The organism is Streptomyces sp. NPDC005931 (assembly GCF_042871235.1).
GTDB lineage: Bacteria > Actinomycetota > Actinomycetes > Streptomycetales > Streptomycetaceae > Streptomyces.
In genome coordinates this window covers 19,960-32,965 of record NZ_JBIAIG010000007.1, presented here as the reverse complement: position 1 = coordinate 32,965, position 13,006 = coordinate 19,960, and the positions used below count along the sequence as shown (strand labels likewise).

Here is a 13,006-nt window from a genome sequence, read left to right as displayed (position 1 = left end):
CTGATCACCCGTCGGCACGTCCAGAGACTTTGTTAGGGCCAGTAAATAGGACGACGACAGGCGGGCGAGCGCGCGCCTTCCCGGCTGAGGGGACGGAGCCGCCAGCTGATGGGCCGCTGGGGTCGGGTCTGTCCAGCCAACGGTGTAACTCGGGTGGGGTGAGTTAGCGGCGGCCGACGGAGAGTCGGCCGTCGAAGGCGATATCGAAAGCCTGCAGGGCGGGCTTCCATCGCATGGTCCAGCGTTTACGTCCCTGGCCAGTGGGGTCGAGACTCATGACGGCCATGTAGACGCACTTGAGGGCTGCGGCTGCGTTCGGGAAATGCCCGCGGGCCCGGACGGCTTTGCGTATTCGAGCGTTGACCGACTCGATCGCGTTGGTGGTGCAGACGACGCGGCGGATCTCGGCGTCGAACTGGAGGAAGGGCACGAACTCGGCCCAGGCGTTCTCCCAAAGCCGCACGATCGCTGGATACTTGGCGCCCCACTCCTCTTGGAATTCCAGGAACCGGTCTTCCGCCGCACTCGTAGTCGGAGCCGTGTAGACGGGCTTGAGCGCGCGGGAGATCTTGTCCCAGTCCTGGCGGCCCGCGTAGCGGAACGACGCCCGGATCAGGTGAACGACGCAGGTCTGGGTGACCGCCTGGGGCCAGACCGCCGAGATGGAGTCAGGCAGGCCCTTGAGCCCGTCACAGACGACCATGCACACGTCCTCGACGCCACGGTTCTTGATCTCGGTCAGGACCTGGAGCCAGTACTTGGCACCCTCGCCGCCGTCGCCGGCCCACAGGCCGAGGATGTCGCGCGTGCCGTCCACCGTCACCGCCAGAGCCACGTAAACGGGCTGGTTCGCCACCTGCCCGTCGCGCACCTTTACGTGCACGCAGTCGATGAAGATCACCGGATATACCGGGTCCAACGGCCGGTTCTGCCACTCGGCCATCCCGTCCATGACCTTGTCGGTGATGGTTGAGATGGTCTGCTTGGACACGCTCGCGCCATAGACCTCGGCCAGGTGGGCGGAGATGTCACCGTGCGTCAGACCCCGCGCGACAGCAGGACGGTCTTGGACCGGGCCCCGTTGCGGCTGTTGCCGCTGCCAGCACCGGCCGGGTCGTGCTTCTCGTAGCCGAGGTGGTCGGTGATCTCGCCTTCGAGAGCGGACTCCAGCACGCGCTTGGTCAGCTGCTGCAGCAGCCCGCCCTCACCGGTCAGCTGCAGGCCGCTCGCGGACCCGGTCGACCAACTGCCCTATCAACTGCTCGTCCAGCACGTCCGCCGGCAACTCGGCCGGCCGGACCTCTTCAACCGCCTCGGTAGAGACAGTCACGTCGCTCATCAGGTGCCACTTCCGTGATCGGGAATTACACCGAAGACCGTACAGACCCGTCGAGCGGGCAAACGCCGCATCGGCGAGGCAAGCGCGTAGAGACGCACATGGTGCGGGGTCTGCGCAGCCGTCGTCCCTCCCGTGGGGAGGCCGGGAGGGACGGCGCGGCCCCGCCCAGGTGACAGCACACGGACGGGGTCAGAGGGGGGCCTCCGCCTGGGGGAGGAAGAGGATCACCGCGGTCACAGGATGGCACTGGATTCGGCCAGGCGACAGGGTTGTGACTGGAATCGGTCGTATGGCGGGGTCGGCCTCGGCATCCCGCCCCAGCCCTGTGTGGGGGAGGGCCGTGTGTGTGGGGGAGGGGGGAGCCACGCCGTCTCGAGTCGCCCCGCCATCCGGGGGCCGCCTGTGGTGGCCACCGGCTTCGCCGGTGGCGTTATCAGAACGCGAACATTTGTGTTGAGATGCTGGTGAAGGATGACCCAGAGCAGGTCAGGCAGTTGCTGGAAGGTTCCCCACTGTTGAGGGCGGTGTATGAGGCATCGGGGCACGTGCACCGGAGGGCGACGGCGGGAGCGCGGCGGCAGTTGCTGGCGCTGGATGCCGCCCGGTACGGGCACGACCAACTCGCGGAGCACATCGGCCGGGTGGCGGATGCCCGGAAGAATGGGACTGCCTGGGCGGTGCAGTGGACGACCGGTTCCGATCTGGACGCGCGGCAGCGGTACGCACTACCGGTGTCGGCTGAGGGGCAAGTGGTGGCGGCCGTGGGGGCGGAGGGCGGTGGCATCGCTGTCGCCGGGTGCTGGGACGGTACGTTGCATCGGTGGTGTCTGGCCACAGGCAGACAGCTCGGCAAAGCCCTGACCGCTCACCCCCACACCGTGTATGCGTGGCGACGGCGTCGCTGGACGGTCGGCCCGTCGCCGTGACCGGCTGTCGCGGTTCCGCCGTCCGGTTGTAGGACCTCGCCGAGGGCGAACAGCTCGACGAGTTCGCCCCCCCACGGCGACGCGGAGGTGTTTTCGCTGGCCACCGGACTGGTAGAGGGACGGCCGGTTGGAGTCAGCGGCGATCGCGACGGGCTGGTGCGGATGTGGGACCTGGCCACCGGTGAACAGCGAGGAAGGCCGCTGTCCGGTCACACCGGGACTGTCACCGCCGTGGGGATGAGCGTGGTGCGGCCGCCCCGTCGTCGTCACCGGCGGCGTCGACGGGACCGTTCGGGTGTGGGACCCGATCGCCGGAACGCAGAACGGCTTCTTGACCTGCCAGCGCGGTGAGGTGTCTGTGGTGTCGGCAGACCCGGCCTGCGGCCGCCCCCTGGCGGTGAGCTTCGAGGGGGGGGGGAGGTGCGCGTCTGGAACCTGGCCTCGGGGGAGCTGGTCGGTGCCCCTGTTGCTGCTGCGTACATCACTGCGATGGCCGTGGGAACGGTCGGCGGGCGGCCCGCCGCCCTCGTGGGCTACGGCCCGTGGGGGCCGGTCCAGGTGTGGGACATCTCGACCCTTGCCCACCTGCAACTGCCCCTGCTCGGTCACAACGACGTTAAGGGAATCGCAACCGCGGTGGTGGAGGCGCGTCACCTGGCCGTGACCGGTGCTGGGGGCAGGTCGGTACGGATCTGGAACCTTCACTGCGGACAAGTGGATCGGCGTGGAGCCCCAGGGTGCGAAGGCCCTGGCCCTGACACGGTTCGACGGCCGCGACGTCATCCTGACCTGCCTCAAGACAGAGGCGGTGCAGCTGTGGGACATGGCCACCGGTGAAGCGCTGGGATCCCCCATGACGGGACACACGAGTTCTGTGCGGGCTGGGGCGATAGGGATGCTGGACGGCCGCTTCGTCGTGGCCGCCGGAGGGGAGGACGGGCTTGTTCGTGTGTGGGACGCGAGCACGGGCGGGCAGTCCGGCACGTACACGTTCCCCAGTGCCATCGAGAGCGTGGTTCCCCGAGTTCCAGGCAGCCCTGCGCGCCGAACTCGACCAGCGCAACGCCTCGCCCCTCTCCTTGTACGAGGAGACGGGAGAGGACACTCCCGGCGACGACTCGGCCGCGGGCCTCATGGCCCGCAGCAGCAAGCTGTTCACCACCGCCGTGGCCCAGACCCTGGCCGAAACCCCGCCGCACGACGTCGAACGGGCCATCACGCTGCTGTCCGACCGCAAGCGCCGGATCACCCTGGTCGGCGGCCGGTTCACGCACCTGCTGGCCCAGTACCTCGGCCTGCACCTGATGCAGCTGCGCGACGACGTCCACATCCTGCCCGAACGCGATGTCGAACGGGCCGCCGCCCTGGCCCGCCTTGGCCGCCGGGACGTCCTCGTCGTCTTCGACTACCGCCGCTACAAGAGCGACAAGATGGCCCTCTCCCAGCTCGCGCAGGAGCAGGGCGGCAAGTTCGCCGTCTTCACCGACTCCTGGCTCTCACCCACCAGCGCGCACGCCGAGGTCGTCCCGCCGAGCCAGGTCACGGCCCCCTCCCCGTACGACAGCCTCGTGCCCACCCTCGCCGTCATCGAGACCGTCGTCGCGGGCCTCATCACGGCGCTCGGCGACGAGGCCCACCAGCACATGAGGCACACCGAGGAGGTCTCGCGCCGTACCGGGCTGGTGTGACGGACGGGCCGTGCCCGTCGTCCGGACGCTCCGCCCCTCCGGACGCCTCGCCGCACCGGGGAACCGGCACCGGGCGCGAGGTCGGGGGTGGGCGCTGTCGTGGTGCACGCCCGGGCCCCAGCTGTCCCGCGCCGTGCTCATCGAGCCGTTGTTGCCGGAGCCGGGCCGAAGCTGGTGGTGGGCAGGCCGCGGGTGCCGGACCGCCAAGCGTTGTGCGGGATCCTGTTCGTGCTGCACACCGGGATTCAGTGGGAGTACCGGCCCCAGGAGCTGGGCTTCGCCTCGGGCATGACCTGCCGGCGGCGCCTGGAGGCCTGGAACGAGGCCGGCGTGGGGGACCAACTGCACCTGGTGCTGCTGAAGACACTGCGGTCGGCGAAGAAGCTGGACTGGTGGCGGGCGGTGATCGACTCCTCCCATGTGCGGGCGGCCCGGCGGGGCCCAAAAGCGGGCCGAGCCCGGTCGACCGCGCACGGCCGGGCAGCAAGCACCACGGTCCTCACCGACGGGCAGGGCATCCCGCTCGCGGTGTCGCTGACAGGCGGCGACGGCAACGACGGCACTCAGCTGATCCCGCTGCTGGACAAGGTCTCGACCCGTGGCCGGCAGGGTCGGTCGGCCACGCAGACGGCCGGACATGCTCTTCGGCGACCGCGGCCACGACCACGACAAGTACCGGCGACAGCTGTGGAAACGCGGCATCCGGCCCGTGATCGCCGAACGCGGTCAGCCCCACGGTTCCGGCCTGGGCATCTTCCGCTGGGTCGTCGAGCGAACGATCTCCTGGCTCCACGGCTTCCGTCGTCTGCGTACCCGCTGGGAACGGTGCGACGACATTCATGAGCCCTTCCTCGGCCTCGCTACCTGCCACATCACCCACTGACATGTCCAAGGCTTTGTCAGGACTTCCAGAAGGGCTCAGTAAAGAGCTATGTGCCGGGAAGCCCCGTTGGTTCAGTCGGTGATGGTTCTGTGCCAGGGACGGCGATCCATTGGCCGCTGTGGCGCGCGTGAGCCGGCCAGCGCCTCCTCCAGGCCTTGACGGCTGTGCAGGGTGTCAGGGTGGTCGGGCCCCAGGTTACGAATGCGGATGGCGAGGTTTTGCCGGTGGTGGTCGGCTGCGTGCGCGTGCCGGCCCAAGTCCGCCAGGGCAATGGCCAAGCTGTGTCGGCTGCCGAGGGTGTTCGGGTGATCGGGGCCCAAGACCCGGAGATAGGCGGTTAGGGCCTGCTGGTACAGGTCGGCCGCCTCCGCGTACTCGCCCATGCCCCTGAGGGCGTCGGCCAGGTTGTGTCGGCTGCCCAGGGTGTGAGGATGGTCGGGGCCCAGGACGCGGGCACGGTCGGCGAGCGTCTGCCGGTGCCGTTCGACCGCCTGCGCGTACTGGCCCATCGCGTGCAGGGCGAACGCGAGGTTGTTGCGGCTGTCCAAAGTGTGGGGGTGGTCGGGGCCCAGGACGCGGGCACGCTCATCGATGGTCCGCCGGAGCAGCACAACGGCCTGTTCGCATTGTCCTGTCCCATTCAACGCGTTGGCGAGGTTGTTGCGGCTGGTGAGGGTGTCGGGGTGGTCGGGGCCCAGGACGCGGGCGCGGTCGTCGAGGGCCTGCCGGTGGTGGTCGGCTGCCTGTGCGTATTGGCCCATCCCGTAGAGGGCGTTGGCGAGGTTGTTGCGGCTGGTCAGGGTGTCGGGGTGGTCGGGGCCCAGGACGCGGGCGCGGTCGTCGAGGATCTGCCGGTGGTGGTCGGCTGCCTGTGCGTACTGGCCCATGCCGTCCAGGGCTTTGCCCAGGCGGTGTCGGCTGGCGAGGCTGTCGGGGTGGTCGGAACCCGCGACGCGTGTCTGCACATCGAGGAGGCGCCGACTCAGTGTGTGCACCGATGTGTAGGCGCCCGCGTCGTACAGCACATCGGCAAGCCGGTTGACGGTGTCGGTGACATCGGTCAGATCCGGCAGGGCCATCGTGCAGTCAAGTAACAGCGGGGCGTGCGGGGCCAGAAGCCGGGCTGCGGGCCAGCCGGAGCGAGCAGCGCGGACCGCCTCGCTGATGGCATCGGTCAGCCGTACTGCCACGGCCCGGTGCCAGGAGGCCAGCTCTGCAGTCTCTTGCGCCAAGGCGAGGGCACTGATCTCCCTCACCAGCGGGTGGAGCACCACCTGGGCCGGCAGGGCGTCGTCGTCGATTGTCGGCTGCGGACGAGGTCTGTGTTCCTCCGGCAGGCCGAGCAGGCCGTAGCGGTACAGGCCCGCCAGAGCGCCCTCCACCTCCGCGGTGGTGGCGGGTTCCCCCGTCGCGGCGTCGAGCAGGCCGGGGGTGATCAGGAACAGCGGGACGGGGGCGGGCGCGAGCATGGCCAGCAACCGCAGCAACGGGCGGGCCAGCACATGTCCCTCGGTGGCGAGCTGGTCCAGGGACAGCTCCCAGGTGTGACGGACCACCGTACGGGCGACGTCCGGATGGGAGGCGTCCGGGTGTGCGGCGCCCAGCAACGCTCCCAACTCCCCGTCCAGCGCCTGACGGTAGCGCTCGAACGTGCGAAAGCGGCTGGTAGGGGTCGCCAGATAGGAACCGGCCGCCTGCAGGGCCAGCGGAAGCCTGCCCAGTCGCTCTGCCAACCTCTGCGCCTGCGCCGGGGTGCCGGCCCGGGCAGCCGCGTCCAGCAGCACCTGCCCCGCATCGGGCGAGGCCAGCGGCCTCAGGTGCAGCAAGCGCGCGCGTCGCCCCCACGTGAGCTCGCTGGTGTCCCGGCTGGTGATCAGCAGCAACCCGCGCCCCTGGGGCCGGATCCAGCCCCGGTAATGCGCCACCGGCTCACCGTCCGGATCCAGGGCGTGCGGCTCGTCGATGTTGTCCAGCACCAGCAACCATCGCCGCGCGGAGGCAAGCTGCCGCCAGACCACGTCCGGCAGACTCCGCTGCCCGGCCCGGGCGGCTTCCAACTCCGCCTCGGGCAGCCCGCAGGCCACCGCCACTCGGGTCATCTGCTGCGCGATATCCACCGGATCGCGCCAACGCACCCAGAACACCTGCCAGCCGTCTTCTTCCGCCTGGGCGGCCAGCTGCGCCGCCACGGTGGTCTTGCCCAGCCCGCCAGCGCCGCAGATCACCGCCACCTCACCCTCCGGTCGGCGCAACATCCCGGTCAGGGCAGTCAGTTCCGTATCCCGGCCGCGTACCCGTTCCACATGCGGGCGTCGCAGCGAGCCGTGTCGGCTCCCGACCAGCCGGTCCACCGGCGTCAGCGGTGCCGTTGCGGATCCGCCGGAGTCCAGGCGCCGGCCCCACACCAGCAGACCCACAGCACCCGCCAGTAAAACCGCGAAGGCAGGCCACACCACCCATGGGTCGGCGGCCCACCCAGGAATCGAGGCGCTGGCGTAATTGGTCACCAGCCCCAGCCCTGCCATGACCACGGCAGCAGTACCCGCCACCGCGGACCCCACCCACGCGTCCCGCCTGCGTGCCATCCCGCCCTCCTCGTTCCCCACCACCATGCCGCGAAAGGTTCATCGAACCCTGGCAATTTCCGGATACTCCCGCCCACAGCGCCACGGCCGCTCTGCTTCGGTCGACGGCGGGAACGTGGCGTGGGACTGCTGGTCGGGGTATCCGTCCCGATTGAGGACGTTCGCCGTCGTGTCGGCGGTCTCGAACTCGGAGGGCAGACCCGAGTGGTCCAGCCAGACCGGACCAGGCGGAGTAGCCTCCGCGCTTCGCGCCACCGGGCGCGGCACGCGACAGGGCAGTAGCAGCCGGGGCCGGGCGGGAGGTCAGCGCGCGGCGCGAAGGACCGGCTCCGTTCTACTCCTGGCCCTCCTCCCGTCGTACAGGACGCAGGCCTTGATCCGCTCGGCCACTCTGATTGGCGGCTTAGGGTGTGATTGAGGCAGAGGTCGTGGACTGGAGTTGGGTGATCCAGCCGGGAGCGGTGGGGTCGTCTTGCATGGCACGCTGGGTGAGCCAGGCCATGGCCTCATCGATGCGTTCGGTGTTGTGGAAGAGGCTGACGGCGAGTCCGGGACTGGCACCGTCGCCAGCCTCGTTGAGCGTTCACACCGGGCGATGGCGTCGTCGAGCGTCCTGGAGCCGGTGCGCGAAGTGCGCCCGGGTCTGTGCAGGAGCGTGCCGACGGCCGTAGGCAGGCTGACTGTCGGCATCGTAGGCGGCGGTGAACAGGCGCAGGGCGGGGTGAGCCAGGCCGCGTTCGCCGGCGGATTGGGCGAGGTCGGCCCGATCGGGGCGGTGGGGCGGTCGACGAGGGCCTCCCGGAGTCCGTTTGTGGCGTGGTCGAGTCGGCGGGTGGTGCCTCGGTGTTCTTCGAGGGAGTCCGCCGGACGGTAGTGAGGTTGAGGGTCGGCTGGGGTGCCGCCGCAGCCCGTCCGGCGGGTGCCGCCTGGGCGGCCGGCCAGCGTCAGGGGGATGCCGCCTGGGAGGCCGGACGCCTGCACGCCGACGTTCAACTCCATGTCGCCCGCCCTCACCACACAACACCTTGCCACCCAGAGCAGGTGTGCCGGGCTGCATGCGCCGCCCTCATCGAGGTAATCAACACCGCCCAGTCACACCATCGGGAACGGCAAAGCCCTGGGCGCTGCCGAAGCGGTCGGCTGCCGCGATCGCTACCAGTGTCGCTCGGCTCGCCGTGACCAGCCCTGACCCTGGTTGTTGCGGGTCATGATGTTGTTGATGGTGGGTTTTGGGCGGTCGGCGGGACGGGGTCGGTGGTGCACGGTCTGGTCCGGACGATGGCTCGGTCTCCTCGTGGACCGAACAGGTGCAGGATCTCCACGGCGCTCGTGTCCGCGGGGCCGAACCAGTGTGGCTCGGTGGTGTCGAACTCGGCCACTTCGCCGGGCCGCAGCGTGAAGTCTTGCGCCCCGAGGACGAGGCGCAGCCGGCCGGCGAGGACGTAGAGCCATTCGTAGCCCTCGTGGGTGACCAGTTCAGGCCGGCGGGGTGCCAGCACCTGCTTGAAGACCTGCGCTCGGCCCGGGTACTGCGTCAGGGGCACGAGGACGCTGCCGCGCCCCTTGTGCAGGGGCCGGAGGTGCACCCGAGGGTCACCGCTGGCCGGCGCCGCCACCAGCTGGTCGAGTGCGATGTGGTGCGCCCGCGCCAGCGGGATGAGCAGGTCGAGAGTCGGGCGTCGCCTGCCCGATTCCAACCGGGACAGCGTGCTGACGGAGATCCCGGTGGTGGTGGCGAGTGCCTCGAGCGTGAGCTCCCGTTCACGGCGCAGCTTGCGCAGCCGGGCCCGATGCCATCGAGGATCTGCTCGAGCTCCGCGTCCCCGGATTCTGTGTTCATGGACCCAGTTTTGCAGTGTTCGCAAAATTGCTGGTCTGCGGCCGTGGATCGGCCTGACCCTTGCTGGGCATAGTTCCCGGACATCAGAGGTAAACGTGACCGCGACGACACATCCTGTTCAACCCATGCTCAGTGCGCGCAGACGCTGGACGGTGCTGGCCGTCTGCTGTCTGAGCATGTTCCTGGTGGGCCTGGACACCACCATCGTCAATGTGGGTCTGCCGGCCATCGGGCGCGGCCTGGATGTCGACACGCGCGGCCTCGAATGGATCGTGGACGCCTACACCCTCGTCCTGGCCAGTCTCCTGATCTCCTCCGGCGCACTGGCGGATCGCTTCGGCCGCCGCCGGGTGTTCCAGTGCGGGCTGGCCGTGTTCGGCGCGGCCTCACTGGTCTGCGCGCTCGCGCCGTCGGCCGGCGTACTGATTGCGGCCCGCGCCCTGCAGGGCATCGGTGCCTCGATGCTCAGCCCCGTGGCGCTCGCGATCGTGGTGAACGCGATGCCCGACCCGAAGGAACGGGCGAAGGCGATCGGTGTCTGGGCGTCGGTGTTCGGACTGAGCATGGCCGCCGGACCCGTCACGGGCGGCGCGCTGCTCGCCGGGCTCGACTGGCGGGCGCTGTTCTGGATCAACGCCCCCGTCATCGTGGCCGCTCTGCTGCTCAGTGCGGTGTTCGTGCCGGAGTCCCGGGCACCGCGGGCCCGGCGGCTCGACCTGCCCGGCCAGGTCCTGCTGACCATGGTGCTCGCCGTCGTGGTCGGCGTCCTGATCGAAGGGCCGCGCTTCGGCTGGACGTCGCCCGCGGCGCTGGTCGGATACGCATGGGCTGCCGTGGCGACAGCCGGATTCGTGTGGGTCGAGTCCCGCCGACGTGAGCCGCTCATGGATCTGCGGCTCTTCGGGCGCCCGGCCTTCAGCGGTGCCGTCGTGGGCGCGGTAGCGGTCTTCGTCGCCCTGAACATGACGCTGCTGCTGAACACCCTCTACCTGCAGCACACCCGGGAATGGACGCCGCTGGCCGCCGGCATGGCGACCCTGCCCCTGGCCGTCGGAGCGACCGTCTGCGCCCCCTGGTCCGGCCGCATGGTCGGCGGCACGGGACCGCGGCTGCCGCTGCTCCTGGCCGGCGGGTTCATCACGGTTGGCGCTCTCTGCCTGGTCCAGCTCACCCCGCACACGAGCGTGTTCCTGCTGTTGGCCGCATACTCGCTCATCGGCATCGGGTTCGGCTTCGCCAACGCCCCGATCACCAACACCGCGGTCAATGGACTGCCACCCGCCCGTGCCGGCGTAGCCGGGGCGATCACCTCCACCGCACGGCAACTCGGCGCCGCCCTCGGCATCGCTCTCGCCGGCGGCCTGGTCACGGCCACCAGCCCGACGGAGCTCGCACTCGCGTCCCGCCCGGGCTGGATCCTGGTCGCCATCTGCGGCGTACTGCTCCTCCTCGTCGCCCACACATCACGGACGAAGGGAGCCTCCACGGCCCCGCCTCCCCGCAAGCGCGGTGAGCCGCGTGACTCATCGCAACGCACCGTCGTCCGTTGAAGGGCGCCGCCGCCTCGTCGAGCGCGCTGCCGAACTCGCCCCGTTGCTCACGTCGCCGCTGAAATGGGATGCCAAGTCCGTCGACAGGGGCAAGAAGAAGGCCGAACGCCGCGGCTACGTATACCTGCACTCAGCCATCGACGGGTTCGGTCGACTTGCCACACCGATGCCCTGCCGGACGGGAAGGCGGCGCCAGCGTCCGCGTACCTGCCCCGGGCACGAGCGTGGTTCGCCGCCCACGGACTCACCCACATCGAACGGATGGTGACGGACGACAACACCTGTCACCGCGCTGACGTTTCGTCAGAGCACCCTAGTTTTTCGGGCACCAGTGGATCACGCGCCGGGTACCCCCATGTGATCGGAACGCTGTGGAACGTGGACGACCGGGTGGCGGCGCGGTTCGCGGAGGTCTTCTACGCACGCCTGTCGGTGAACGGCGGAGAGGGACTGCCGCCCGCTGCCGCGCTGCACGCGGCCGTCCGGGAGATGCGTGACGCGTATCCGCTCGCACCGGCGCTGTGGGCGGCGCACATCCACGCCGGTGCCTGAAGGGTGTTGCAGAAGGCCGTGGTCACGCAGCCTGAAGTGGGTGGCTGGCCTGTCGGATCATGCGGTGAGGGCGAGGTTGTGCATGTGGGCGACGGCTTGGACGGAGTGGTGGAGGCCGTTGCCGCGTTGCCGGCAGTCGTGGCGGAATTTGTAGTTCTTCATGCGGGAGAAGGTGTGCCTCGACGCGGGCGCGGACCTTGCGATGCCGCGCGTTGTCTTCTTCGTCGCCCTTGAGCAGGGGCCGTCCGGGGCGTTCGCGGTGCGGGACGAACAGTCCGGTGTTGTTGCAGGCGCCGTCGCCGAGGACCGTCACGCCCTGGCAGTGTGTGGCCGGGCCGGAGTCCCGCCAGGCCTTCGCGTCTGCGGTGGTGCCGGGCACCGGCCGGGCCGCGGCCACCACCAGTCGAGTCTCCGCGTCGTTGGATCACCCGGGCACACGGTTGCCGGCGAGACGCCGAACAGCGGGGCGAGCTGCCGGATGGTGAGGTTCGTGCGGTAGTACACGTCCACCAGCAGCACCCGCTGGGCCGGCGGCAGCCGCCACGGACGACCCCACCCACACCCCTCGCCACCACGTTCCCGCGCAAGAGGTCACGTGACGGCCGCCTGCCGGCCGCGCGAACCGCCCGCGGCACCCCGCGCGGGGGTCGATTAGAGTCAGATTGGACGATGACTGTTTCCGGCCGCGCTCCGGTCGGGGCCAGCCGCCCTCGTGCCCGGCGTGGCGCGGTCGCGTCGGCGGGGTCGATGTGCTCCCGGCCAGGGCACCCGCTCCGTGGCCCGGACGCGACGGCGGTACCGTCCCCTCCCGAACGCACGGACGCCGCCCCCTCGTTCGAATCGTCTGCGCCGTTTTCGCACGGCCGAACGCCCGCTTCTCCACCGCCTCCGGGGCGCTCGGCGTGGCGGAATGGCTACGGTGCGCCTCCCGCCAAGCCACGCGCCGCGTTCCCCCGGGACGGATCGGGGCACATGGGCGTGGTGCGGGCGGGCATCGAGCTCACCGGCCTGACAGCCGGGGGACAGGGGCGGGTGGGAATGGTTCGTGTTCTCGTGGTGCACGACGAGGGACTGGTGCGGTCGGCGTTGGTGCAGCTGCTCAGATCCGACGACGGACTGCTGGTCTCATCCATGTCGCCCCGCGCCGACGCGATGCACGGCGACGTGGGGCCGACGGATGTGTGCATCGTCGATGAGGACTGCCTCGAGGGACCAGGGGAGGTGTGCGGCGCCCCCTTTCGGCCGCTGTGCGGAGACCGGCTCGTCGTCCTGGCGACTCTGGAGCGGCCCGGGGTGCTCCGCAGGGCCTTCGACGGTGGCGCACTCGGCCTCGTCGACAAAAACTCCTCGTCCCAGCGGCTGATCACTGCGGTGCACACGGTCGCCAAGGGTGAGCGGTTCCTCGACGAAACGCTCACAGTGGCACTGCTCAAGGGGGCACAGATGCCCCTGACCAACCGGGAGTTGAGCGTGCTGTCCCTGGCCGCAGAGGGCGCGCCGATGGCCGAGATCGCAACCCGACTGCATCTGTCCCGGGGCACCGTCCGCAACTACATGGCCACCGCGATCCGCAAGGTGGGAGGGCGCAACCGGGTCGACGCGATACGCATCGTCCAGAGCGCCGGCTGGACCTGACCGGCGCG

The 13,006-nt window shown here is 70.1% G+C and carries 4 protein-coding genes and 6 pseudogenes; 6 read left to right on the top strand and 4 right to left on the bottom strand.

The window, feature by feature from the left end:
* Window positions 1-163: 163 nt before the first annotated feature.
* Window positions 164-1,330, bottom strand: a pseudogene (locus ACFYOV_RS18005) (IS256 family transposase).
* A gap of 1,933 nt (window positions 1,331-3,263) precedes the next feature.
* Between ACFYOV_RS18005 and ACFYOV_RS18000 the strand changes: the two are divergent.
* On the top strand, window positions 3,264-3,953 hold the full coding sequence (locus ACFYOV_RS18000) for a MurR/RpiR family transcriptional regulator (protein WP_389088821.1): 690 nt from the start codon (window positions 3,264-3,266) through the stop codon (window positions 3,951-3,953).
* A gap of 121 nt (window positions 3,954-4,074) precedes the next feature.
* Window positions 4,075-4,836, top strand: a pseudogene (locus tag ACFYOV_RS17995) (IS5 family transposase).
* 71 nt (window positions 4,837-4,907) lie between these two features.
* On the opposite strand, the gene ACFYOV_RS17990 reads toward ACFYOV_RS17995, so the two are convergent.
* Window positions 4,908-7,448, bottom strand: coding sequence for a tetratricopeptide repeat protein (locus ACFYOV_RS17990; RefSeq protein ID WP_389088819.1), 2,541 nt, complete (start codon window positions 7,446-7,448; stop codon window positions 4,908-4,910).
* Between the two features lie 1,178 nt (window positions 7,449-8,626).
* Window positions 8,627-9,261, bottom strand: a pseudogene (locus tag ACFYOV_RS17985) (helix-turn-helix domain-containing protein).
* A 125-nt stretch (window positions 9,262-9,386) separates the two neighbouring features.
* Between ACFYOV_RS17985 and ACFYOV_RS17980 the strand changes: the two are divergent.
* The 3 genes and pseudogenes from ACFYOV_RS17980 to ACFYOV_RS17970 all read left to right on the top strand — a co-directional run.
* Window positions 9,387-10,811, top strand: a complete 1,425-nt coding sequence (locus ACFYOV_RS17980; RefSeq protein ID WP_389088816.1) for an MFS transporter — start codon at window positions 9,387-9,389, stop codon at window positions 10,809-10,811.
* Window positions 10,780-11,105, top strand: a pseudogene (locus ACFYOV_RS17975) (hypothetical protein); the annotation flags it as partial. The gene ACFYOV_RS17980 and the pseudogene ACFYOV_RS17975, both read left to right, overlap by 32 nt.
* A gap of 57 nt (window positions 11,106-11,162) precedes the next feature.
* Window positions 11,163-11,363, top strand: a pseudogene (locus ACFYOV_RS17970) (CHAT domain-containing protein); the annotation flags it as partial.
* A 57-nt stretch (window positions 11,364-11,420) separates the two neighbouring features.
* Here ACFYOV_RS17970 and ACFYOV_RS17965 read toward each other — a convergent pair.
* A pseudogene (locus ACFYOV_RS17965) lies at window positions 11,421-11,945 on the bottom strand (transposase family protein); the annotation flags it as partial.
* A gap of 456 nt (window positions 11,946-12,401) precedes the next feature.
* Here ACFYOV_RS17965 and ACFYOV_RS17960 point away from each other — a divergent pair.
* Window positions 12,402-12,998, top strand: coding sequence for a LuxR C-terminal-related transcriptional regulator (locus ACFYOV_RS17960; protein WP_389089231.1), 597 nt, complete (start codon window positions 12,402-12,404; stop codon window positions 12,996-12,998).
* The last annotated feature ends 8 nt before the right edge of the window (window positions 12,999-13,006 follow it).